At 64.7% G+C, this 22837-nt stretch carries 21 protein-coding genes, 1 tRNA gene and 1 pseudogene; 12 read left to right on the top strand and 11 right to left on the bottom strand.

The features are described from left to right. Positions 1-35: 35 nt before the first annotated feature. Entirely contained in the window at positions 36-521 is a 486-nt protein-coding gene (locus tag LQV39_RS00910) for a hypothetical protein (RefSeq protein WP_230019745.1), read from the bottom strand. Positions 522-628: 107 nt separating this feature from the next. Here LQV39_RS00910 and LQV39_RS00905 point away from each other — a divergent pair, with 107 nt between their 5' ends. Beyond that, positions 629-2905: a CHASE domain-containing protein gene (locus LQV39_RS00905; RefSeq protein ID WP_230019744.1), complete on the top strand. Its 2277-nt coding sequence runs from the start codon at positions 629-631 to the stop codon at positions 2903-2905. Positions 2906-2915: 10 nt separating this feature from the next. Beyond that, on the top strand, positions 2916-4172 hold the full coding sequence (locus tag LQV39_RS00900; protein ID WP_230019743.1) for a cytochrome P450: 1257 nt from the start codon (positions 2916-2918) through the stop codon (positions 4170-4172). Here the strand turns inward: LQV39_RS00900 and LQV39_RS00895 are convergent. Next, positions 4169-4627 (bottom strand): glycine zipper 2TM domain-containing protein, encoded by a 459-nt coding sequence (locus LQV39_RS00895; protein WP_230019742.1) that lies wholly within the window; start codon positions 4625-4627, stop codon positions 4169-4171. The two genes, LQV39_RS00900 and LQV39_RS00895, sit on opposite strands and share 4 nt — an antisense overlap. A gap of 177 nt (positions 4628-4804) precedes the next feature. Between LQV39_RS00895 and LQV39_RS00890 the strand changes: the two genes are divergently transcribed. The 5 genes and pseudogenes from LQV39_RS00890 to LQV39_RS00870 all read left to right on the top strand — a co-directional run bounded on the left by LQV39_RS00890 (position 4805) and on the right by LQV39_RS00870 (position 11155). Further along, a complete protein-coding gene (locus tag LQV39_RS00890) occupies positions 4805-5944 on the top strand; it encodes an acyltransferase (RefSeq protein ID WP_230019741.1) in 1140 nt (379 codons plus the stop codon). Between the two features lie 188 nt (positions 5945-6132). Then, a pseudogene (locus LQV39_RS00885) lies at positions 6133-8178 on the top strand (tetratricopeptide repeat protein); the annotation flags it as partial. Between the two features lie 201 nt (positions 8179-8379). After that, positions 8380-9450, top strand: a complete 1071-nt coding sequence (locus tag LQV39_RS00880; protein ID WP_230020114.1) for a DegT/DnrJ/EryC1/StrS aminotransferase family protein — start codon at positions 8380-8382, stop codon at positions 9448-9450. Between the two features lie 65 nt (positions 9451-9515). Then, the gene (locus LQV39_RS00875) at positions 9516-10175 is read left to right on the top strand and encodes a bifunctional 2-polyprenyl-6-hydroxyphenol methylase/3-demethylubiquinol 3-O-methyltransferase UbiG (protein WP_230019740.1); all 660 of its coding nucleotides are present in this window, start codon (positions 9516-9518) and stop codon (positions 10173-10175) included. A 2-nt stretch (positions 10176-10177) separates the two neighbouring features. Further along, complete coding sequence (locus LQV39_RS00870; protein ID WP_230019739.1) at positions 10178-11155, top strand: hypothetical protein; 978 nt, start codon at positions 10178-10180, stop codon at positions 11153-11155. 80 nt (positions 11156-11235) lie between these two features. On the opposite strand, the gene LQV39_RS00865 is transcribed toward LQV39_RS00870, so the two are convergent. The 7 genes from LQV39_RS00865 to LQV39_RS00835 are packed head-to-tail and all read right to left on the bottom strand — an operon-like array spanning position 11236 to position 16408. Then, a complete protein-coding gene (locus LQV39_RS00865; RefSeq protein ID WP_230019738.1) occupies positions 11236-11847 on the bottom strand; it encodes a hypothetical protein in 612 nt (203 codons plus the stop codon). Next, a complete protein-coding gene (locus LQV39_RS00860; RefSeq protein WP_230019737.1) occupies positions 11837-12985 on the bottom strand; it encodes an SRPBCC family protein in 1149 nt (382 codons plus the stop codon). The genes LQV39_RS00865 and LQV39_RS00860 overlap by 11 nt, the downstream gene beginning before the upstream one ends. Continuing rightward, positions 12985-13626, bottom strand: a complete 642-nt coding sequence (locus tag LQV39_RS00855; RefSeq protein ID WP_230019736.1) for an acetyltransferase — start codon at positions 13624-13626, stop codon at positions 12985-12987. Before LQV39_RS00855 ends, LQV39_RS00860 begins: the two co-directional genes overlap by 1 nt. Before the next feature lie 7 nt (positions 13627-13633). After that, positions 13634-14377 carry an SDR family NAD(P)-dependent oxidoreductase gene (locus tag LQV39_RS00850; protein WP_230019735.1) on the bottom strand — a complete coding sequence of 248 codons (744 nt, stop codon included), beginning with the start codon at positions 14375-14377 and terminating at the stop codon, positions 13634-13636. A gap of 11 nt (positions 14378-14388) precedes the next feature. Next, positions 14389-15144 (bottom strand): SDR family NAD(P)-dependent oxidoreductase, encoded by a 756-nt coding sequence (locus LQV39_RS00845; protein WP_230019734.1) that lies wholly within the window; start codon positions 15142-15144, stop codon positions 14389-14391. Then, positions 15141-16178, bottom strand: a complete 1038-nt coding sequence (locus LQV39_RS00840) for a ketoacyl-ACP synthase III (RefSeq protein ID WP_230019733.1) — start codon at positions 16176-16178, stop codon at positions 15141-15143. Before LQV39_RS00840 ends, LQV39_RS00845 begins: the two co-directional genes overlap by 4 nt. 5 nt (positions 16179-16183) lie before the next feature. Then, the gene (locus tag LQV39_RS00835) at positions 16184-16408 is read right to left on the bottom strand and encodes an acyl carrier protein (RefSeq protein WP_230019732.1); all 225 of its coding nucleotides are present in this window, start codon (positions 16406-16408) and stop codon (positions 16184-16186) included. Positions 16409-16841: 433 nt separating this feature from the next. On the opposite strand from LQV39_RS00835, the gene nth reads away from it, so the two are divergent. From nth to LQV39_RS00820, 3 genes are all read left to right on the top strand, one after another. Continuing rightward, entirely contained in the window at positions 16842-17507 is a 666-nt protein-coding gene (gene nth / locus LQV39_RS00830; RefSeq protein ID WP_230019731.1) for an endonuclease III, read from the top strand. A 111-nt stretch (positions 17508-17618) separates the two neighbouring features. Continuing rightward, positions 17619-18785, top strand: a complete 1167-nt coding sequence (locus LQV39_RS00825) for an HAF repeat-containing protein (RefSeq protein ID WP_230019730.1) — start codon at positions 17619-17621, stop codon at positions 18783-18785. Positions 18786-18922: 137 nt separating this feature from the next. Further along, complete coding sequence (locus LQV39_RS00820) at positions 18923-19498, top strand: hypothetical protein (protein ID WP_230019729.1); 576 nt, start codon at positions 18923-18925, stop codon at positions 19496-19498. A gap of 60 nt (positions 19499-19558) precedes the next feature. On the opposite strand, the gene LQV39_RS00815 is transcribed toward LQV39_RS00820, so the two are convergent. After that, positions 19559-20011 carry a nuclear transport factor 2 family protein gene (locus LQV39_RS00815; protein WP_230019728.1) on the bottom strand — a complete coding sequence of 151 codons (453 nt, stop codon included), beginning with the start codon at positions 20009-20011 and terminating at the stop codon, positions 19559-19561. 248 nt (positions 20012-20259) lie between these two features. On the opposite strand from LQV39_RS00815, the gene LQV39_RS00810 reads away from it, so the two are divergent. Both LQV39_RS00810 and LQV39_RS26325 read left to right on the top strand, forming a co-directional pair. Beyond that, the gene (locus LQV39_RS00810) at positions 20260-21420 is read left to right on the top strand and encodes an HAF repeat-containing protein (RefSeq protein ID WP_230019727.1); all 1161 of its coding nucleotides are present in this window, start codon (positions 20260-20262) and stop codon (positions 21418-21420) included. Positions 21421-21446: 26 nt separating this feature from the next. Next, positions 21447-22640: an HAF repeat-containing protein gene (locus LQV39_RS26325; RefSeq protein ID WP_290368527.1), complete on the top strand. Its 1194-nt coding sequence runs from the start codon at positions 21447-21449 to the stop codon at positions 22638-22640. 50 nt (positions 22641-22690) lie between these two features. Here LQV39_RS26325 and LQV39_RS00800 read toward each other — a convergent pair. After that, positions 22691-22769: transfer RNA gene (locus LQV39_RS00800), tRNA-Ile, on the bottom strand. Positions 22770-22837: the final 68 nt, after the last annotated feature.

Raw genomic sequence — 22837 nt, 5'->3', positions numbered from 1 at the left:
CGCTTTGCGGGACGGAGCACGATTGCGTGGCGAACTCAGTCTTCGGGACCCTGCAAAGGAAGGGTCCGCACTGCATCCAACAAGGTGGACAAACGCCAGCGCAGCCGGGGCCAGCCGGGGTCGGGTTGCTCCCCCACCCGCACCGTCACCGTCGATGCCGGCGCAAGGTCGCAGGCGAAGGGATAGTCGCCGGCCTGCTCGAAAGGCAGGCGCACTTCGCGCCCCGGCAGCACCAGCACCTGGCCGAACACGTGCGGCGCCAGGTCGCGGTTACGCAGCAGCAGCACGTCGCGCACGCCCAGCGTCAGGCGGACTTCGGCCGGCACTGACGCAGGCCCGGGCTGGCCGCCCAGGACCGCCGCGCCGCGCGAGAACTCGAACAGGCGCTCGCGCGTCGGATAGTGCAGCGGCGCCAGCGCGGCCCACAGCAGCGCGGCGCACAGGATGGCTGCCAGCGTCCATTGCAGGCGGCGCAGCAGGCTGCCGTGCGGCAGAGTTTGAACAGAATCGGGAGCGGGCATAGTCATCGCGGATGGGTGCCGACATTGTAGCCGGGGCAACTTCGTGCGCCAAGGTCAGCCACTGTTGTGCGCCTTGCAAGGCCATGGCCGGGTATGATTTTGCCACCATGCCGCTTTCCGATCATCCCGCCACGCCCGCTCCGCAGCGCTACCCGGCCTCCGTCCCGCTGCTGCTGGCCGCGCTGGTGTTCCTGGTGTCGCTGATCGTGACCTATGTGGTGGCGGACAAGGTCGAACGCACTGCCGAGAACGAGCTCCAGGCCACCTTCGACTACCGCGTCCGCGATCTCGCCGCCATCCTGGCGCGCCGCATGGCGGTGTACGAGCAGGTTCTGCAAGGTACGCGCGGCTTCCTGCGCGGCGCGGTCGACGTCAGCCAGGACGACTTCGCCGATTACTACGCCATCCTCAGGCTGAACGAGCGCTATCCCGGCATCGAGGCGATCGGCATCGCCACCATCGTTCCGCCCGCACAGCTGGCCGCCCACGTCGCCGCGATGCGCGCCGCAGGGTTTTCCGGCTACGAGATCAAGCCGCCCGGCCCGCGCGACTTCTATACCTCGGTCACCCATATCCAGCCCTTCGGCGGCCGCAACCTGCGCGCCTTCGGCTACGACATGTTCAGCGAACCGGTGCGGCGCGCGGCAATGGAGGCGGCGCGCGACACCGGCGCCGCCGTCGCCACCGGCCGCGTCACGCTGGTGCAGGAAGGCGCACGCAACGTGCAGTCCGGCTTCCTGATGTACGTGCCGGTCTACCGCCGCGGCATGCCGCGCGCTACCCTGGCGGAGCGCCGCGCCGCGATCGCCGGCTGGGTCTACGCGCCCTTCCGTATGAACGACCTGATGCGCGGCCTGGGCGGCGAGCACGCCAGCGATCTCGAGGTCGAGGTCTACGACGGCAAGCTGGCAAGCGAGGACACCCTGCTCTACCGCTCGCCCGGCGCCAGTCCGCCGGCCAGGCGAGCGATGTTTTCGCGCACCGAGACGATGGACACCGCCGCCCGCACCTGGACCCTGGCGATCCGCTCCGCGCCGCAGCTCGAAGCCACGCTCGACAAGCGCCCCACCGCCGCGATCGCCGCGACCGGGATCGGCCTGGGCCTGCTACTCAGCCTCGTGGTGTGGCTGCTGGCCACCGAGCGCCGCCGCGCCCTGCAGCTGGCGGGGGGCATGACGCTCGAGCTGCGCGAATCGCGCGACCGCATCGACGCCGAGCGCCAGCGCATCCGCCTGATCCTGCAGAACGCCTACGACGCCTTCCTCGCGATCGGTCCGGACAGCCGCGTCACCGACTGGAACGAGCAGGCCACCAAGCTGTTCGGCTGGAGCGAAGAGGAGGCGCTGGGCCGCGAAGCCGTCGAGCTGATCACCGCGCCCGAATGGCGCGAACGCTGGCGCGCCCATTTCGTGGCCTTCCACGCGCGCGGCGAATGCGAGCTGCTGGCCGCCCCCACCGAGATCATGCTGGCCGACCGCGACGGCCGCGCGCTGCCGGTCGAGATCGCGGTCACCGCCCTGCCCTCGAATGGCGGCTTCGCTGCTGTCGCCTTCGTGCGCGACATCCGGCCGCGCAAGGTGCAGGAAGAGCGCGAGCGCCAGCGCCAGGCGCGGCTCGACGAAGCGCGCACCGCGCTGCTGCGCTCGCAGAAGCTGGAGGCGGTCGGCAAGCTGACCGGCGGCGTCGCGCACGACTTCAACAACATCCTGCACATCATCAGCGTCAACGTGCAGCTCATGATGCGCAACGAGGAGACCAGCCGCAAGCGCCTGCTCAGCATCATGGACGCGGTGGAACGCGGAAAGAAGCTGGCCGCGCAGCTGCTGGCCTTTGCGCGCCGCCAGCCGCTGCACCCCAGCGTGGTCGACCTGGCGCAGCTGATCGAACGCATGGACAGCCTGCTGCACCGCGCCGCCGGCGACGCCATCGAGATCCGCTTTGCCATCGCCGACCAGCTGTGGCACACGCTGGTCGACCCGAACCAGCTCGAGAACGTGCTGCTCAACCTGGTGATCAATGCGCGCGACGCCATGAACAACGAGGGCCGCATCACGATCGCCCTCGACAACGTCCACGTCGAGGAAGGCGACGCGCTGGCGATCACCAACATACGGCCGGGCGACTACGTGCGGATCGCCGTCACCGACACCGGCAGCGGCATGCCGCCGGAAGTCGCCGAACGCGCCTTCGAGCCCTTCTTCACCACCAAACCGGAGGGCAAGGGCACCGGCCTGGGACTGTCGATGGCGCATGGCTTCGTGAAGCAGAGCGGCGGCCATATCCGCCTGGCGAGCACGCCGGGCGAAGGCACCACGGTGTGCGTGTTCCTGCCGCGCGCGCTGCAGGACAGGCCCGATCCGCTCTACATCCCGACCCCGCATTGAAGGAGGCACCGTGACCCCGCTGAACGTGCCCGCCGAGGGAGGTTTCGACCGCACGCTGGCGCTGCTGGCCGAGGGCTACCGCTTCCTGCCGGACCGCTTCGAGCGCTTCGGGACCGACATGTTCACCACCCGCCTCATGCTGCGCAAGGCGCTGTGCGTGCGCGGCGAGGATGCGGCGCGCATGTTCTACCAGCCGGGCCGCTTCACGCGCCGCCATGCGCTGCCGCCGACCACGCTGGCGCTGCTGCAGGACTACGGCAGCGTGATGGCGCTGGACGGCGAGGCGCACAAGAAGCGCAAGGCGATGTTCATGTCGCTGCTCGGCCCCCTCGAGCGCCAGCGCATGGCGGGGCTGGCGCTGGCCCAGTGGCGCGCCCATATTGCGCGCTGGCCGAATCTGCCGTCCGTGATCGTGCACCGGGAAACGGAGCTGGTGCTGTGCCGCGCCGTGTGCCAGTGGGCCGGCATCCCGATCAACGCCGACGAAGCGCGCCGGCGCACGGCGGAGTTCTCGGCGATGATAGACGGCGCCGCCTCGGTCGGGCCACGCACCTGGAAGGCGCTGATGCTGCGCCGGCGCACCGAGCACTGGGCGCGCGCCCTGATCGACGCCGTGCGTGCCGGGCAGGCGCAGCCGCCCTTCGACAGCGCGCTGAACGTGGTCGCGCGCCATCGCGACGCCGACGGCCGCCCGATGGACCGCAAGCACGCGGCGGTGGAACTGATCAACTTCCTGCGCCCGACCGTGGCGGTGGCGCGCTTCATCACCTTCGCGGTTCTGGCGATGCACGAGCACCCCGCCTGCCGCGAACGGATTGCCGCCGGCGACGAGGCGTATTTGACGATGTTCGTGGAGGAGGTGCGGCGCTACTACCCCTTCCTGCCGGCGATCGGCGGACGGGCGCTGCACGATTTCGACTGGCACGGGATGCGCATCGCGAAGGGCACCTGGGTCCTGCTGGACCTGTACGGCACCGACATGCATCCGGCGATCTGGGGCGACCCCGGCGTGTTCCGGCCCGAGCGTTTCGAGCGCCGCGAGAACAGCGGCTTCGATCTGATCCCGCAGGGCGGCGGCGACCATTATGCGGGGCACCGCTGCCCCGGCGAGTCCTTGACGGTGGACCTCGTGAAATCGGCGGTGCGGCTGTTCGCGACCGGGATCGCCTACGCCGTGCCGCCGCAAGACCTCTCGATCAGCCTGCGCCGGATTCCGACGCTGCCGGCCAGCGGCATGGTGATCGAGAAGGTGGCGCTGCTCCCTTAATCGCGGATGAGGTGGCCCTGCTGGACACGCACGCGGTCGCCGTTGCGGTAGCGCGGACGGCCCTGTTCAGTGAAGGTGCGGTAGCCGCCCCTGGCCATGCGGACGCGGACGTCGGTGTAGGTGGTCGAGTGCATGTTGCGCTCGACGCGGTTGCCGGCGTAGGCGCCGCCGACCGCGCCGGCGATGGTGGCCAGGGTGCGGCCGTTGCCGCTGCCCACCTGGTTGCCCAGCAGGCCGCCGACCACGGCGCCGCCGCCGGCGCCCAGGCCGCTGGCGCGCTCTGCCGCGCGTTCATAGGTGCGGGTCGAAACCACGGTGCCACAGTTCTGGCAATGCGCGTTCGAGGCTTTCTGGTGATGGTCCGGTGCGGCCTGGGCGGCCAGCGGCGCGGCGCCGGCGGCGGCAAAAGCGGCCACGAGGGCGAGGCGGGCGCCGATGTTCGAGATCGTTTTCATGGTGTTCCCCTTAGGTGTTGTTTTGACAGACATGGACACAGAGTAACGGCCATAACCTGTTCCGGAAAGAGCGATTCCGTATCAAATGCAAACGCTTGTAACAACGCCATGTACTCTAAGCAATGAACATGGCGCTGACATTTGCCAGTAGAATTTGCTTTTTTGAAAGCACGGCAGATGAAGAACAAGAACGCGGATGGACTACGGGGCGTCGCCGCCCTGAACGTGGCGATCACCCATTTTGTTGCAGCCTTCCTGCCGTCCATGCTGCACAAAAACTATCCGTCGACCTTTCCCGTCAACGCCGCGCCCGGCACGCTCTTCGAAGTCCTGACCTCGCCGCTGGCGACGATTTTCTACAATGGCCATATCTCGGTCCTGATCTTCTTTGCCCTGTCCGGCTACGTTCTGACCCTGCCCTATTACAGCGCCGGCCACGGCCAGCCTACGCTGCAGCAGCGCATGTGGGGCCGCTACCTGCGGCTGAACATCCCGATCGCGGCGGCCGTCCTGCTGTCCTTCGCCGTCTACCGGCTCGGCCTGTACGCCAACGTGCAGGCGGCGACGGTGTCCGGCTCCGTGAACTGGCTCAAGACCTTTTATCCGGACGGCATCACCGGCTGGGCCGCGCTGCAGGATGCCTTGTACGGCGCCCTCGTCTACGGCAGCGGCACGCTGGTGCCGCCGTTGTGGACACTGAAGATCGAATTCATCGGCTCGCTCTACGTGCTCGCCTTTTTCCTGGTCAAGCCGCACGCAAGGACCCTGGCGCCCATGCTGGCCGCCTTCCTGCTGCTGTATGCGGTGCACAAGGAAGAGTCGATCTATTACTTCGTGATCTTCATCGGCGCGACCCTGCATCGGGCCCAGCCCGGCGCACGCGCCAAGCTGGCCCTGCTCGCGGCCGGCCTCTACTTCGCCTGCTTCCAGTTCGAGTCGCGCGCCTACGACTTCCTGCCCGCGCTGCAGGTCCACGGCGCCCTGGTCTGGGAAAAGAAGAATTTTTATAATGCCCTTGGCGCGCTCTGCCTGACTCTGGCAGTCGTGCATGGCTTCGGTCGCGCCTTCTTCGAACATCGCATCGTGCAATTCCTGGCGCGGATTTCGTTCTCGCTCTACCTGCTGCACTTCATCGTCCTGTGTTCGTTGGGGTGCTGGTTCTACCTGCACTTCCCGCAGCAGCGCCTGTGGCTGCTGCCGAACTTCGTGCTCTACCTGGGTGTGTGCTTCCTGGCCGCAAGCCTGTTCGAAGCGCGCGTCGATCGCGGCGCGATCAGGGTGTCGCACCGCTTCTCGGCCTGGCTGTTTTCCAGGTGATGCCAAATACGCTAGGCGTAGCGGCAAGTGTGTCGCCGTTTCGGATTCGCGTGCAACAGTTGGCCGCCAGAAGGGGCGCAATTCCTTGACCCTGGGCGGGGCTTCCACTATGGTAGCGAGATGTCGCAGGGAAACAAAACCCCGGGCATGACACTCTGAAAACAGTCGCGCCCAAGGCCAGCTTACCCATGCCAGATACCACCCTCGTACCGCTCAGTGAAGAGATCCAGCGCGTCGCCGAACAGGCGATGCAGCTGGCGCTCCAGCACCTCGACGCCGGCCAGTTCGACCAGGCCGCCACGCTGTGCCGCGCCATTCTCGACATGCATCCCGGCCATGCCCAGGCGCAGTACCAGCTCGGCCGGCTTGAATGGCAGGCCGGGCGCTTGCAGGAAGCCGCCGCGCACCTGTCCGGCGCGATCCAGGCGGATCCGGGTGAAGCCGCCTACTGGCTGGCCTATATCGAAGTCCTGCTGGACGGCGCCGAGCTGGCCGCCGTGCGCGAGACCATCGACCTGGGACGCCGCCATGGACTGCGCGGCGCGGCGCTGGACGGCCTGGCCGAGCGCCTGGCGCGGGCCGAGCGCGGCACGCCCCCGCGCAAGGACACCGACCTGCTGTCCGCCCTGATGCGCGAGCGCCGCCTCGACGAGGCCGAGCACGCGGCCCGCCTGATGACCATCGATTGCCCGCGCTATGCCTTCGGCTGGAAGTCGCTGGGCGTGGTGCACCACATGCGCGGCCAGGTCGCGCCGGCCGTCCAGGCCATGGCCAGGGCCTCGGAATGCGATCCCGACAACGCCGAAACCTACAGCAACCTGGGCCTGCTGCTGAAGGAATCGCGCCGCCACGAAGACGCGATCGTGGTCCTGAAGCGCGCACTGGAACTGGACCCGCGGCGCGCCGACGCGCACAACAACCTGGCGGTCACCCTGCTCGACATGAACCGCCTGGCCGAAGCCGAAGCCAGCGCGCGCGCCGCGGTCGCCATCAACCCGAAGAATGCGCTGGCCTGGAACACCATCGGCGTGGCGCTGATGGGCCAGAGCCGCATGGCCGGCGCCGTCGACGCCTATCGCCACGTGCTGAAGCTGGAGCCCGATAACGCGGGCGTGCACAGCAACATGCTGTTCGGGATGAGCCAGATGGAGGACATCGACGCCAAGGCGCTGTTCGCCGAGCACCTGCGCTACGCCGAGCGCGTCGAAGCGCCGCTGCGCAAGAAGTGGCGCCCGCACGCCAACGCGCGCGATCCGCAGCGCCAGCTGCGCATCGGCTTCGTCTCGGGCGACCTGCGCCACCACGCGGTGGCCTCCTTCGTGGAACCGATCTTCGAACGCCTTGCCGGCCGTCCCGGCGTGGCCCTGTTCGCCTATCACAACCACGTTCTCACCGACCAGGTCAGCGAGCGCCTCAAAACCTATATGACCCAGTGGACCGATGTGGTGGGCCTGGACGACGAGACGCTCGCCCAGCGCATCCGCGACGACGGCATCGACATCCTGGTCGACCTGGCCGGCCATACGGCGCACAACCGGCTGCCGGTGTTTGCGCGCAAGCCGGCGCCGATCCAGTTGAGCTGGATCGGCTATCCAGGCACCACCGGCCTCCAATCCATGGATTACTACCTGAGCGACCGCCAGATCCTGACGCCGGGGCAGTACGACCACCAGTTCACCGAGAAGCTGGTCTACCTGCCGGTGTCGGCGCCGTTCCAGCCGGAGCTGGATTCGGCGCCGGTCAATCCGCTGCCCGCCCTGAGCAACGGCCACATCACCTTCGGCAGCTTCAACCGCATCAGCAAGATTGGCCGCAACGTGGTGGCCACCTGGGGCAAGCTGCTGCGCGCCCTGCCGGATTCGAAGCTGCTGCTGGGCGGCGTGCCGCCAGGCGGCATCGCCGACCAGATGCTGGCCTGGCTGCACGAAGAAGGCGTGGACGCCTCGCGCGTGAGCACCCATCCGCGATGCCCGCTGAAGGAATACCTCGCCCTGCACAACCAGGTCGATGTGCTGCTCGATTCCTTCCCCTACTCGGGCGGCACCACGACCGCGCACGCCTTGTGGATGGGGGTGCCGACCTTGAGCATGGCCGGCGACACAGCGGCCGGACGCCAGACCACCTCGATGCTCGAGCATCTGGGCCTGCCGCAATTCATCTGCCACGATGCCGATGATTTCGAGCGCAAGGGCCTGGCCGTCTGCGCCGACCTGGACGCCCTTGCCCAGATACGGGCGACGCTGCGCGCCAAATTCGCGCTGCCCTCGGACGAGGTCATGAGCTGGGTCGCGGACCACGTGGAACTGGCCATGCGGACGATGTGGCAGCGCTGGTGCGAAGGCTTGCCCGCGGCTCCCTTCGAGGTCACGCTGCCGGCCGCCGAGCCCGTGCTGCCGGCGCCGGCGCAGGCGCCGATCTACGTGACGCAGCCGGAGATGCCGCCGCTGGCGGACTTCGTCGCCTCGCTCGAGCAGATCTGGGACAGCAAGTACCTGACCAACGGCGGCCCTTTCCACCAGCAGCTCGAGGAAGCCTTGTGCAAGCACCTGGGCGTCGAGCACATCTCGCTGTTCGCGAACGGCACGCTGGCCCTGATGACGGCGCTGCAGGCGCTGGGCATCAGCGGTGAAGTCATCACCACGCCCTACTCCTTCGTCGCCACCACGCACGCCTTGACCTGGAACGGCCTGCAGCCGGTGTTCGCCGACGTCGATCCAGTGACCCTCAATCTCGACCCGGACCGGATCGAGGCCGCGATCACGCCGCGCACCCAGGCCATCATGCCGGTGCATTGTTATGGCAACCCATGCGATGTCGAACGCATCGAGGCGATCGCACGCAAGCACGGATTGAAAGTCATCTACGACGCCGCACACGCCTTCGGGGTGCGCCAGGACGGCAAGAGCATCCTGCGCTACGGCGACCTGTCGGTGCTGAGCTTCCACGCCACCAAGGTATTCAATACCCTCGAGGGCGGCGCCATCGTCTGCCGCGACGCCGCGATGAAGCAGCATATCGACCGCCTGAAGAACTTCGGCATCGTCGATGAGGTCACGGTGGTCGCGGCGGGCATCAACGGCAAGATGAACGAAGTCAGCGCCGCCTATGGCCTGCTGCAGCTGAAGGGTGTCGAGGCGGCGATCGCCAGGCGCGGCGAGGTGGCGGCACGCTACCGCCGGCTGCTGGCCGACGTGCCCGGCATCGCCTGGATTCCGGCACTGGGGCATGAGGCGAATTTCTCGTATTTCCCGATCCTGGTGCAGGACGCCTATCCCCTGAGCCGCGATGGCCTGTACCAGAAGCTGCGCGATGCGGGCATCCACGCACGCCGCTACTTCTTCCCCCTGATCAGCGAACTGGCAATGTACAGCGCGCTGCCGTCGGCCGCGCCCGGCAACCTGCCGGTCGCCTCCACCGTGGCGCAACAGGTGCTGTGCCTGCCGATTTATCCGGCACTGGATGAGCGGGACGTCGAACGCATCGCCGCCATCGTCAGGTCCGCGTAATTTGCGCGGCAAGCCGGGGGCGAGTAGGATTCACAGTCAATTCAAATTAAGGAAACTCGAAGAAAATGAAAGATTATTCATTGAAAAGCGGCGAACGATACTCGTCGCTCGATTTGAATCTCATCGGTGGCGATCACCTATGGCGATATCAATACGTCGCAACCCGCATGGCTGAACAGAAACGGCCTTTGTTCGGTGCCGACATTTTCTGCGGTGCAGGCTACGGCGCCATGCTGATGTCGCAGCAGCTGGACTCGACCATTCTTGCCATCGATGGCTCGGCTGAGGCAATCGACATTGCAAACAAGAAGCTGAATGCGCCTAACGTGATCTTTGCGGCCAAGCTGTTCCCGTTCGAATTGCCGGAAGCGGCCTTTGACTTCATCGCAAGCCTCGAGTCGATGGAGCACGTCAAGGATTTCGAAACCTTCTTCTGGACCCTGGCGAAAGCGCTGAAAAAAGGCGGCCGGCTCTTCATTTCGGCGCCTAACGAAGTCACCATGCCCTACACGGGTTATATCTGGCATTACAAACACTTCCGCCCGGAAGAGGTCAGGGCCCTCGCCGAAAAATATGGCCTGAGTGAGATCGCCGCGTATTCCACCACTTGTCAGATTTTGAAGGATGGCGTCGCCCGGGTGTTCTATCCGTATCAGATCGATAGCAACCGTCCGCTCGAGCTCGACGCCGGCGATACCCTGTTTTTCGAGTTTGAGAAGAAATGACAATGAAAATCTTTACTGCCGGATGGTCGCTCCAGAGGCCAGATCATAACTACTTCAAGCATTTTCTCCGTCTTAACAAGAATAAAGTATCGATAGACGGTATCGTTTATCCGAAAAAGATTCCTGAAGATATCGAAGGCATTCCCGTGCTGGGCTTCGACGTGGCACAGAACCTTGTCGCGCCGGACGATACCGTTCTCGATATCTCGTCCACGCCCGAACTGAAGGTCGAGCTGAAAGCATTCTTCGAGGGGAAAGGCGCCAAACTCCTCAGCGTCGCGGACTTCCTCGACCGCCTGATCACCGAAGACCAGCAAGACGCGCTGCGCCTGCCTTTCGCCGGGATCGCGGCGAGCGACATCAGGAAGCTGAAGTCGGCGCCGCCGCCCAGCCTCTTCGACCAGCATTTCGTCGATGCCGAATCGTATGAAGTGGCAAGTAAGCTCGATACCATCTTCCGCAACGCCGAATGGAACCGGATGGTCGAATTCGATCGCGACGATACGCCGGGCCATGTGCTCTTTAATGTATTGCTCGATCTGAATGCGCGTGGTTTGGTGAAGCACCTGCACGTGCTCGACACGCCGCGCGTGTTCCTCGACGCGATCCTGAAACTGCGGCTGCACGCGCCAGCGGCAAGCTTTACCGTCAGCGTGAGCGACGCGGCGTTCGCGGATCTGGGCGGGCGGGCCGAGTTCTACCGCCGCAGCCTGGCCGATTGCCTCGTGCCTGTCGACGGCAGCGAGGCAAGCGCCGGCCAGGCGATCCAGCTGGCCGGATCGGCGGAGACGCTCGTGGCGGCCGGTGCACGCAAGCCGCTGCAGTCTGCAATCTGCTTCATGCCGCGCTCGATCATGGACACCATCGCCATCAGGAATGCCTTCGGCGATCGCCAGTACCGCGTGCTGCTGCGCCAGCCGGATACGACGGTGGAGAACCTGCTCGCGGCAGTCCTCACGCCTGCGCTGTTCGGCAACTGACAGCGGGTTGAAAGCCGGCCGGGCAGGCAATAAAAAGGGGCGCATTGAGCGCCCCTTTTTATTTTGCCGTTTGGTAAAACTTATTCGCCGAAGATCACCACCGGATGCGCGTGCGAAGGCTGGATGAAGGTCTTGGCGGCGATGTTTGCCTCGTACCTGCCAGGCTTGTCGATGACGCACAAGGTCCCGATCTCCACGCCATGGCCGATCGCGACGCCCAATCCTAGAGTGGCCTTGGTGCCGATCCTGGCGCCATGGCCCACCGTCACGCCGGCATCGATGAAGGCCGACTGGCCGATCTCGGCGCCGCCGCCGACAATGGCGCCGGGCCCGATCACGACATTGAATCCGATGCGGCAGCCGGGCTGGATGACGGCGCCGGCGCCAATCCAGCAATTATCGGGGATCTTTACATCCGCACCGACGATGGCGCCGCGTTCGATCAGCGGCGGCATGGCGATGCCGCGCCCGCGTACCGCGCTCATCAGCTCGAGCCGGTGAAAATTCAGGAAATAGGCATCCGCGGCGACGAAGGCCGTCGCTTCCAGCGGATCGATGGCATCCAGCGCGGCCTGGGCGCCTTCTGCAGCCATGTCGACGGGACGCAGTTCGGTTTCCGGCGCCAGTTCGCGCCAGGCGGCCAAAGCCCGCTGCAGTTCGCGGCCGCGGCCGATCACGTATTTAGAGCGCAAATTTCCCCTCCATCAGGCTCATGTACCAATGCTCGATCCCGGCGTTGATGAACTCGTAGTCGCCCAGATGGGCCGGCCGTGCGCCTTCGTACAGCGTGCGCTGGATCTGTTCCATCACCTCGATGTCTTCGCGCAGGATCTTGTCCGCGCCCAGGGTATGCGCATGCAATACGGCCGCCGAGGTCGCATATGGCCGCTTCTTCTTCGCCGTCACGAAATAGACCACGAACTCGGTGCGGCCCGGACCGACCGGGATATGGTGCTCGATGGTGAAGGAATGCCCGCCGTTCGACGAGGCGATGTGCAGGTTCGGGTAAGCGAGCCAGTTGTAATACCAATCCTGGTCGCGATAACGCTCGACCAGGGGATGCCAGAATTCGTTGGGCGGGGATTCCATCGGCGCGTCGCGGCCGCCAAAGCTGAACGAACGCATCAGGGCCAGCGCCCGGCCGCGGTCCGTCAGATCTTCCTGCCGCAGGCGCTGGGTCGCCTCGAGACCGAATTCATCGATCTTGGCGTCGAACTTCACGTCCTGGTACAGCGTGCGTGCATGCAGGTAGCGCGGATGATGGCTGTCGCGGAGATTCTCGTAGATCAGCTTCCAGTTGAACTTCGCGTCGTAGGTGGTCGTGATGACCTCGGTGTCGTAGGCTTCCGACGATGCCTTCATCGACGCCAGCATGGCCGCGCCGAACTGCTGCTTGATCGGCAGCGGATTGTCCGACAGGTTCACGAACACCAGGTTGCCCACCACTTCCAGCGCAAAGCGGCGCAGGTGGATGCAGGCCCGCTCTTCCTGCGGATAGCGGTACAGCGTGTCTTCGTGGGGGATCTTGGTGGCGCCTTCGCTGTCGAAGCTCCAGCCATGGTAGCCGCAGAACAGCGGACGCACGCCTTGCGGCTCGACCTGGATCGGGTTCTGCCGGTGCGGGCAGACGTTCTCGAAGGCGCGCAGTTCGCCGCGGAAGTTCTGCACCACGATCGGGATGCCGAACAGGGTGCGCGCAATGAAGGAATTATGCTTGTCGAGCATGACCTTCAAGCCGATGAACTGCCAGAGCGGCTTGAACAGCAGGTCGCGCTCCCGATCGAACCAGGCCTGGTCGATATAGGCCTGCGGCGGCATTTTTGATTGCATTATTTAAACCTGAAAACTTTGGCCGGATTGCCGATCATGGTTACGCCCGGCGGCACGTCGCTCATCACGACGGCGCCGGCGCCGATCACCGCGCCATCGCCGACCTTCTTGCCGGGCAGGATAGTGGCATGCGGATGGATGATAACGTCATTGCCGATCTCGGCGCGTCCGCCAATGAACACGAAACTGCCGATGGTCGTGTAGGAACCGATCTTCACCTCGTAGCCGATCACGCTGGTCGACTGGATGATGACGAAGTCGCCCATCTGCGTGTCGACGCCCATGCGCACTTCGGACTCGAACATGCAGCCCTGGCCCATGATAATGCCGGATGCGTCGCGCAGGCCATGGCACAGGTTCATGAAGCGCGCACCCTGCCCCAGCAGCGGCGCCGCGAATTTACGGCGCTGCGCAGGCTCGCCCAGCGCGCACAGGAATTCCTGGCGCGGCGTGCGGTCCGGATCGTAGCGGTAGGTCAGCGGATCGCCGAGGATGGGCAGCGGGCATTTGTCGGCCAGCTCGGTGCGGCTGTCGAGGAAACCGGTGACCCGCCACTCGACGTTATTCGCGGGATCGGTCTTGATGGTGTTGAGCATCGAGCGGCCGAAGCCGCCCGCGCTGACGATCAGTACGTCGAACATATGTGGTTCAGGTCCATGGAATGCCGCCGTCCAGGTGCAACTGGGTACCGGTCACCTTGCGGCTGGCGTCGCACAGCAAATAGATCGCGGCGTAGGCCACGTCTTCGGGTTTGCCCACGCCTAGCGGATACATCCTGGCCTGGGCTTCGAGCAGGTCGGGCGCGGCCCGCACCATCGGCGTGTCGACCGTGCCGGGAACCAGCGCGTTCGCACGCATGCCGCGCGGCGCAATTTCCAGCGCCAGGCAGCGCATCATGCCTTCGAGCGCGGCCTTCGATGCGGCGTAGGGCGAGAGGCCGACGGTGCCGGTGTGGGCGGCAATCGAGGACAGGAACACGATCGAGGCGTTGTTGCGCAGGGACTTCTTGAACAGGAACTTCTGGGTCAGCATGAGCGGCGCCATGAAGTTGTTGTTCAGCGTGTTCTGCATGAACGATTCGCGCAGCATTCGCATCGGAGAGAGGCTGCTGATGCCGGCGGCGTGCACCACGCCATCGACTTCCCCGGCCGCGGCGACCAGCATGTCGAGCTGGGCCATATCGGTGAGATCGCCCTCGCAAGCGACGTGGCCGCCGCTGCTGGCGGCATCCATCAGGGCCATCGTCTGCTGCAGACGTTCCGGACTGCGGCCGCTGATTACAACGCGCGCCCCCACGCGCGCGCACTCGACAGCAATCGCACGCCCGATGCCGCTGGATGCACCCGTGACCAGGATCGTCTTGCCTCGCAATTGAAAAGGATGTTGGAACATGTGTGCTTCGCTTATCGTACGTGCAGGGTCTGGCCGGAGTCGATCAGCAAGGTCGTACGCGACACCCAGCGGCTTGCCGGCGCCAGCAGCCAGGCGATGCCGGCCGCGATTTCATCGGGTTCGATCATGCCGAGGGGCGCCGTGGCGGCCAGCTGTTCGGGGTTCATCACGTCCTCCAGCCCATCCAGCATGGGAGTGGCGACATAACCGGGCGAAACGCAATTGGCACGGATGCCATGCTTTGCCCCTTCGAGCGCCATGATGCGTACGCTCGCCGTCAAGGCCGCCTTGGCGCCCGCATAGGCCGCGGTCGCGTTGGGCGTCACGTGTTGCGCAATCGACGTCACATACACCATCGATGCGCCATGCGCGATCCTGCGCTTGGCCAGCAGGGCCTGGGTCAGCAGGACGGGCGCGTTATAGTTCACGGCGAACATGGCGTCCAGGTGTTTCTGCGACAGCAGGCGCATCGGCGCGAGCGCGGCGGTGCCGGCGCTGAACACGCAGCCGTCGAGCGAGGGCACGGCATCGACCACGAGCTGGCGCGCAGCTGGATCGGTCAGATCGCCGACGATGGCCTGGTGGCCTGCGCCCGCAAGTTCGGACACGACCTTGTTCAGGCGTTCTTCGTTGCGGCCGCACGCGAACACGCGCGCGCCCATGTTCGCACACAGGCGCGCGGTGGCCTCCCCGATGCCGGACGAGGCGCCGGTCACGAGGATCTGGCGCCCTTCAAGGCTGAAAGGATTGAATGCTGCTTCGGTCACGAGATGATCATCTCCGGGAATACGGCACTCTCGATATCGATGATGCAGCTGCCCCACGACAGGCCAATGCCGAAGCCCGACAGCAGCACCTTCTTCTTCCCTTCCAGCAGGGAGTCGCGGATACGCGCGGTCATGGTCACCGGCAGCGAAGCGCCGCTGGTGTTGCCGAAGTCATGCAGCGTGCTCGGCACTTTTTCCGGCGGCAGGCCCAGTTTCTTGCGGATGGTCTCGTTGATCATCCGGTTGGCCTGGTGGAAGATGAAGTAGTCGACCTGCTCGGTCGAGCAACCCGCATACTCGAGCAGGTCGCGCACGGCCGGCGGAATCCGCTGGGTCGAGAAGCTCAACACGGCCGGGCCGTCCAGGACCAGGTTGGACGGGCTGCGATAGATGCCGTCTTCGTCTTTGACCGGCACCAGATGCTGGATGCCGTAGGGCTCGCGATGGCCGCCGACCGGCAGCATGATCGCCTGGTAGCCGCTGCCGTCGCTGTTCAGGTCGAAGTACATTGGCGGCGCGTCCGGATCGTATTCCAGCGCAGTGGCGGTGCCGGCGTCCGAGAACAGCGGATCGAGCACGGAACCCGACTTGTCGCCAACCAGCAGCAGGCCTTTCTTGATGCCGCCCGCAGAGATCATCGAGCCCAGCACGTGCAGGCCGAAGGCATAGGCCGAGCAGCCCAGGTTGATGTCGAAGGCGATGGTGGTCTGCTTCAGCCCAAGGCGGTCCTGCATGATGATCGCAGTGGACGGGATCGGATAGTCGGGCGATTGCGTCACCACGATCAGCGCATCGATCTCGTCGCGTTCCCACTTCAGCTCATCCAGCAGGCGCTCGGTGGCATCGTAGGCCAGGTCCGAGAAGTACTGCCATTCGGAGCAGACGCGGCGCGTCTCGATGCCGATATTGCGTACCAGCCGCTCGCGCGCGGGGCGGATCTGCGGCGGACAGTCGTCGATGTTCGACACCACGCGCTTGGGCACGCAAGTCGCCATGCCCGCGTAGCGCACGTTACGGATGGTTGCCTGGGCCATGATACTTAAGCGACGAGTTTGTAGACGTCGGCGACGGTCTGGCAGACCACGAGGTCCTTGCCGGTGATCGCCTTGTTGTATTCCATGTCGAACATGATGATCACGCCGAGCGCCGCCAGCGAATCCCACTCCGGCAGGGCCTTCAAGTTGGTGTCGCCGGTCAGGACTACGTCGGTCTGGAAGTCGACTGCGTTGCTGAATTTTTCAACGAATTGTTCGAGGGTGTCCATGTGTTAAGGCCTAAGTGAGGTAATGCTTGACTAGTAATTACGAAACAGTAAGAACCACTGTTATGGCGTTGCTCTAAGGCAGCACTATAAATGAAATCGGATAGCTTGGGGATAGGCCGGGAAGTTTTTCAGCGTAATGGCGACATTCATGCGAATGAAATTAGCAGACCGATACCTTTTTGAATAACGTTCAGACTATATCGCCGCTGTTCACGCCGTTTTGCTTGCAAATAGAACAAACAACTTTACCCAATTTAGATTAGCAACCAGGAACTAATTGATACCGCATTTCCTGCCAACATTAACGGCAACTATTTCCAATTATTGATAAAAGCTGCTGATTTCAATACAGGGAATATCCATGTGTTTTGGCCTGTGCACATTGGTTTGCAGTGTCGTTTATGCTCAGCCTGTCCCTTACCTGGAGCCCGCCATGGAAAAGCGCCCATTCGACATCGACATCGCGCTCGAACGCATCGAGCAGGCCGTCCAGCCCTGGCCCAAGGCCGCCCTGTTCCAGCTGGCCGAGGAAGGCCATACCTCGGTCTTCGAACAACTGCTGGCCTGCATGATCTCGATCCGCACCTACGACGAGGTGACGCTGCCGGTCTCGCGCAAGCTGTTCGCGCGGGCGCGCACGCCGGCGGAGGTGGCGCGGCTGTCGTGGGAAGAGCTCGACGCCCTGATCAGCCCCAGCACTTTTCATGAACGCAAGGCGAACCAGATCCTGGCGATCGCGCGTGAGGTGGAGGAGAAATCTGGCGGCATTTTGCCCGGCGACCGCGACCTGCTGCTGTCCTTTGCCGGCGTCGGCCCCAAGTGTGCGAACCTGGTGCTGGGCGTGGCCTGCGGTACGCCGGTCATCAGCGTGGACATCCACGTGCACCGGGTAACCGGGCGCTGGGGCTACATTGCCGCGTCCACACCGGAGAAGACCTTGGTGGCCCTGGAAAAAAAGCTGCCGGAACAGTACTGGATCGCTATCAACCGCCTGCTGGTGCCCTTCGGCAAACACATCTGCACCGGCACCCGGCCGCATTGTTCGACCTGCCCGGTGCTTGATATGTGCCAGCAGGTGGGCGTGACAGAGCATCGCTAAGCCAGCCATACCCCATCCGCATTGCGCGGCGCTAAACCCTCCTTGCATGGACGACGTATCTTGATCGACGGGCCGGCCATCTGGCGAACCCATCCCAATCAGGAGATTGCCATGCACTTGCGTAAGCGTATTTCCCTCTTCCTGCTGTCGTTCACGCTGGCCGCCGCCAATGCCGCCCTGGCCTACCCGGAGTACCGGGTGACGATCGTCGGCCCCGCCAACAGCTATGCCTACGACATCAACAATGCCGGCGTGGTGGTCGGCGCATACCCGGTCGCCTTCAACGTCTACCATGCCTTCCTCAACCGTGGCACAGGCATGGTGGATCTGGGCACGCTGGGCGGCGCCAGCAGCAAGGCCGCTGCCATCAACGACAAGGGCGAAGTGCTCGGCAACTGGGTGACCGGCGCGGGGCAGTCGCGCGGCTTCATTTACTACCACGGCAAGATGCGCGACCTCAGGCCCATCCCCGGCAGGGGCACCGGCTTCACCGACATCAACAATGCCGGCTACATCACCGCAATCGGCACGATCCCGAATTCCTCCCTGGGATCGCGCAGCTTTCTGCGCGCGCCGGACGGCAGCTTCAGGGACATCGGCAACCTGCCGGCCGACAATCCCCTCACCTACGCCCAGCGGCTCAACAACCGGAACCAGATCACCGGCGCCTCCGGACCGCTCACCTTCCCCGACCAACCGCTGCACGCCTTTGTCTGGAGCAAGGGCGTGATCCGGGACCTGGGCACCCTCGGCGGCGATCCCAACGGCGGCCTCGCCATCAACGACCGCGGCCAGATTACCGGTTATGCGTACGTGCCGAACGGATTCCGGAACCAGACGGCTTTCCTGTACAGCAATGGCCGTCTGATCGACATCGATGGGCGCCCCACTACCGAAGAACGCTTCAGTGCCGGCACCGGGATCAACAAGCTCGGCCATATCGTCGGCACCAGCAATCACCTGTCCGGCTTCATTTATCGCGGCAAGCGCATGCAGAGCCTGAATGCACTGATCGATCCGAAGCTGGGCTGGAATATCACCACGCCGCAGGCGATCAACGATGCGGGCCAGATCGCGGCCAATGCTGTCCGCAATGGCGTGCAGTACGCGGTGCGCCTGGACCTGGTCCGTCCGCACCTCGAAACCGCGCCGGCACTGGACACCGATGACGAGACCGGGCCGGTTGTCCGGTCGCTGTCGCCGGAACAGGAGGCGGCGGATGCCAGGGCTGAAGCCGAGGCGGTCTCGCATGAGGTGGTGCTGCCGGTGCGGCAGTGACCCCGAAGTTCCCATGATCGCGAATGCGCTTGAGAGGTCTCATGTCGCACGCCGAAGAGCCATGCATCCCGCTTTTCCCTGCCTAGACTTGAACGACATCCGCATGCAGGACCGTTTCCAGCGTAGGGAGCAAAAAGATGAACAAGACCCTCAAAACCGCAACCGTACTCGGCCTCGCCGGCGCCACGGTTACGCTTGTCTCCGTGTCGGCGCACAGCAATGACTACGGCAGGCACGACAACTATGGCGAGCAGCTGGTCAAGCGGGGCTACGAACTGGTACCGCCCGGCGTCAAACTGAACCTGCAGGGCAAGAACCGCGCCCTGGTCGGCTTGGGCAGCTACGTCGTCAATACCAGCGGCTGCATCGACTGCCATAGCCATCCCTCGTATTCCCCGGGGGGCGATCCTTTCCTGGGACAACCCGAAGTGATCAACGCGCCGGAATACCTGTCGGGTGGGCGCCAGTTCGGCCCCACGCTCACCGCGCCCAACATCACGCCCGACTACGCCGGCAGGCCCGCCGGCCTCACGCGCCGGCAGTTCATCCAGACCCTGCGCACAGGACACAATCCGAAAGACCCTCCGGGCGAAATCCTGCAGGTCATGCCCTGGCCCACCTTCGGCAAGAAGAGCGACGTCGACCTGGCGGCGATGTACGAATACCTGCGCGCGATCCCTTCGCTGCCGGACAATACCCATCCGGGACCGTAGCGCGTAGACATGGGCAGCCACGCCCCGGAGGGCGCAGCCGCATGTGTCGATGGATGAAGATTAGTGGACGGCAGGACGCGTTGCGCCCTTGCCCGCAGCAGCGCCAGCGATGGCGCCGGGCAGCTGGTAGGCCTGTGCGGCCTTGTAGGTATCGTCGTATTCCTTGAAGCTGGCAATCTTGCCGCCGGCGATACGGAAGACATGGCACCAGTCACCGCTGAACTCGGCGCCGGTCGCCTTGACGGTGAAGGTGGCGTGCCCCAGCACGACCACCCGGTCGCCCTGGCCGATGTACTGGTCCGGCTTGAATTCACGCGGCTCCTGGCACTCGGCCAGCACGCGGAAGAAGTCGGATACCTGGCCCAGGCCACGGCGCTTGCCGGTGAAGGGAATGCCTTCCACTTCCGGTAGATCCCACTCGATGTCCTGCGCAAGCAGGCCGAGCAGGCGTTGGATGTCGCCCTTGTCGTAGGCGTCATATGCCTGTTTTAGCAGGCTGATGTTTGCATCCATGATCTCCTCCATGAATGTCGGATGATCGGACTTTCAGTATCGTTCGTGGGAGGGAGATTGCAATGGTGGGCGGGAAATGGCGAGAGGGCGTGCAGGGCCGGCATCGCAAGACATGCTGAGCGATTCGATATGCAGTGCGGGCTTTACCCGATTTGCATTGTGCAGGGCTAAGGCTGCTTCGCATTGACAGCGTAACTTGATTGACGGGCCGGCCGTTCGGCGAGCCCTTGCCGATCAAGGAGATTCCCATGCAAAGGCGTCATTTCATTTCCCTGTCTCTGCTGCCGCTCACCTTCGCCGCGGCCCAGGCAGCGGCGACCTATCCCGAATACAGGGTCACGATCGTGGGGCCGCCGAACAGCACAGCCGCCGACATCAACAAGGCCGGCGTGGTGGTCGGCACCTACCCGGTCAGCGCCACCGCCACCCACGGTTTCCTCAACCGGGGCAAGGGGCTGGTCGACCTGGGGACGCTGGGGGGCACATCCAGCAGGGCGGTCGCCATCAACGACAAGGGCGAGGTGCTCGGCAACTGGGCCAGCCGGGCGGGACAAGCGCGCGGCTTCATCTACTACCACGGCAGACAGCGCGACATCGGCATCATCCCCGGCCGATTCAGCATCTTCACAGACATCAACAACGCCGGCTACATCACGGCCTACGGCGCCATCGTCGATTCCTTCGAGGGACCGCACGGCTTCCTGCGCGCGCCGAACGGCAGCTACAGGGACATCGGCCACCTGCCGACCGACAATCCGCTCACGATCACGACCGCGCTGGCGCTCAACAACAAGAACCAGATCACCGGCGAGTCCGGGCCGCTCACCTTCCCGGACCAGCCGCTGCGCGCCTACATCTGGACCAAGGGCACGATCCGCGACCTGGGCGACCTGGGCACCGAGCCCAACGGCGGCACGGCGATCAACGACCGCGGCCAGATCACCGGCTACGCCTCGGTGCCGGAGGGCTTCCGCGACCGCGTGGCCTTCCTGTACAGCCGTGGCCGCCTGATCGACATCGACAGGCGCCCCGCCACCGTGGAACGCTTCAGCCATGGCAACGGCATCAACAACCTGGGCCATGTCGTCGGCACCAGCGACCACCTGTCCGGCTTCATTTATCGCGGCCGGCGGATGGAAAGCCTGAACGCGCTGATCGATCCGAGGCCGGGCTGGAATATCGTGAATCCGCAAGCCATCAACGATGCGGGACAGATCGCGGCAACCGCGATCCGCGGCGGCGTGCAGTACGCGGTGCGGCTCGATCTGATCCGGCCCAGCCTCGAGGCGCCGCCGCCAATGGACGCCGATGAGGAGGCGGCTCTGGCCGTCCCAGCGCCATCGGCGGAAGAAGCGGCTGCCGAAGCCGAGGCACAGGCGCAGGAAAAGGTGCAGCCGGTGCGGCAGTAATCATTTTTTTCACTGAGGAGACTCCCATGCAAAGACGTCATTTCATTTCGCTGTCCCTGCTGCCGCTCGCCCTGGCCGTGGCCCAGGTAGCCTCGGCCGGCGCGTATGCCGAGTACAGGGTCACGATCGTCGGCCCCGCCAACAGCCGTTCTGTCGACATCAATGCCGGCGGCACCGTGATCGGCACCTATCCGATCGGCACCGGCGGGCTGAATTTCGGCAGCTTCATCAACCGCGGCAGCGGCGTGGTGAACCTGGGTACGCTCGGCGCTGCCTCCGCCCAGGTCGTGGCCATCAACGACAAGGGCCAGGTGCTCGGCAACCGGACCAGCAGCAGCGGCCAGCGGCGCGGCTTCATCTACTACCACGGCACGCGCCGCGACCTCAACGCGCCTCCCGGCGGCGCCTACTACGTCGACATCAACAATGCCGGCTACACCGTCGCGGTCGGTTCGATACCGGTGCCGCCGGAATTGACGGGCGTACGCAGCTTCCTGCGCGACCCGAGCGGACACTTCAGGAACATCGGCACGCTGCCAGGCGGGAACCCAGTCACCCAGGCCGAGGCCCTGAACAACCGCAACCAGATCACGGGCGAGTCGGGGGATTTCATCTCGCCGGAACCGCCGCTGCGCGCCTTCCTCTGGACCAAGGGCGTCATGCGCGACCTGGGCGACCTGGGTTTCCGGCCGAACTATGGACTGGACATCAACGACCGCGGCCAGGTGACCGGCTACGCCGGGGTCGAGCCGGGCCCGACCGCGTTCCACGCCCAGAAGGCCGTCATCTTCAGCCACGGCCGCGTGATCGACATCGACGGGCGCCCCGCCAGCGTGAGCCCTTTCAGCACGGGCGAAGGCATCAACAACCTCGGCCACGTGGTCGGCAGCAGCGATCATCTGGGCGGATTCATCTATCGCGGCAAGCGGATGCAGAGCCTGAATGCGCTGATCGATCCGCGGCTGGGATGGAACATCCAGTTTGGGCGGGCGATCAATGACAAAGGGCAGATCGCGGCGGATGGGGTTCGGGGTGGAGTGCAGTATGCGGTGCGGCTGGATCCGATCCGGCCTAGCCTGGAGGCGGCGCCGACGGATGATATCGATGAGCAGGCGGGGCCGATTGTGGGGTCGGGCTTGACGGCGGCGCAGGAGGCGGTGGAGGCGAAGGCGGAGGCTGACGCGCAGGCGAAGGAGGTGGTGAAGCCGGTGCGGCAGTGAAAACGAAAAGGGGTTACGGCGATGTCGTAACCCCTTTTGCAATCCAATTTTGGTAGGCCTCCCCAGAGTCGAACTGGGCACCAACGGATTATGAGTCCGCTGCTCTAACCAAGCATGAGCTAGAGGCCCGAAACCTGTACTACGCAAGGGCGCTAGAAACTCGCCACTGTCACATGCACATCAGCTACCGTGCATGC

The organism is Massilia sp. Bi118 (assembly GCF_918697865.1).
GTDB lineage: Bacteria > Pseudomonadota > Gammaproteobacteria > Burkholderiales > Burkholderiaceae_D > Telluria.
Note: the sequence above shows the minus strand (reverse complement) of the source record. Positions and strands in the feature narration are given on the sequence as shown.

Coding starts and splice junctions, on each gene's coding strand:
- LQV39_RS00910 (WP_230019745.1), bottom strand. CDS start 521: ATGCCCGCTCCCGATTCTGTTCAAACTCTGCCGCACGGCAGCCTGCTG.
- LQV39_RS00905 (WP_230019744.1), top strand. CDS start 629: ATGCCGCTTTCCGATCATCCCGCCACGCCCGCTCCGCAGCGCTACCCG.
- LQV39_RS00895 (WP_230019742.1), bottom strand. CDS start 4,627: ATGAAAACGATCTCGAACATCGGCGCCCGCCTCGCCCTCGTGGCCGCT.
- LQV39_RS00890 (WP_230019741.1), top strand. CDS start 4,805: ATGAAGAACAAGAACGCGGATGGACTACGGGGCGTCGCCGCCCTGAAC.
- LQV39_RS00880 (WP_230020114.1), top strand. CDS start 8,380: ATGCCGCCGCTGGCGGACTTCGTCGCCTCGCTCGAGCAGATCTGGGAC.
- LQV39_RS00875 (WP_230019740.1), top strand. CDS start 9,516: ATGAAAGATTATTCATTGAAAAGCGGCGAACGATACTCGTCGCTCGAT.
- LQV39_RS00870 (WP_230019739.1), top strand. CDS start 10,178: ATGAAAATCTTTACTGCCGGATGGTCGCTCCAGAGGCCAGATCATAAC.
- LQV39_RS00860 (WP_230019737.1), bottom strand. CDS start 12,985: ATGCAATCAAAAATGCCGCCGCAGGCCTATATCGACCAGGCCTGGTTC.
- LQV39_RS00855 (WP_230019736.1), bottom strand. CDS start 13,626: ATGTTCGACGTACTGATCGTCAGCGCGGGCGGCTTCGGCCGCTCGATG.
- LQV39_RS00850 (WP_230019735.1), bottom strand. CDS start 14,377: ATGTTCCAACATCCTTTTCAATTGCGAGGCAAGACGATCCTGGTCACG.
- LQV39_RS00840 (WP_230019733.1), bottom strand. CDS start 16,178: ATGGCCCAGGCAACCATCCGTAACGTGCGCTACGCGGGCATGGCGACT.
- LQV39_RS00835 (WP_230019732.1), bottom strand. CDS start 16,408: ATGGACACCCTCGAACAATTCGTTGAAAAATTCAGCAACGCAGTCGAC.
- nth (WP_230019731.1), top strand. CDS start 16,842: ATGGAAAAGCGCCCATTCGACATCGACATCGCGCTCGAACGCATCGAG.
- LQV39_RS00825 (WP_230019730.1), top strand. CDS start 17,619: ATGCACTTGCGTAAGCGTATTTCCCTCTTCCTGCTGTCGTTCACGCTG.
- LQV39_RS00820 (WP_230019729.1), top strand. CDS start 18,923: ATGAACAAGACCCTCAAAACCGCAACCGTACTCGGCCTCGCCGGCGCC.
- LQV39_RS00815 (WP_230019728.1), bottom strand. CDS start 20,011: ATGGATGCAAACATCAGCCTGCTAAAACAGGCATATGACGCCTACGAC.
- LQV39_RS00810 (WP_230019727.1), top strand. CDS start 20,260: ATGCAAAGGCGTCATTTCATTTCCCTGTCTCTGCTGCCGCTCACCTTC.
- LQV39_RS26325 (WP_290368527.1), top strand. CDS start 21,447: ATGCAAAGACGTCATTTCATTTCGCTGTCCCTGCTGCCGCTCGCCCTG.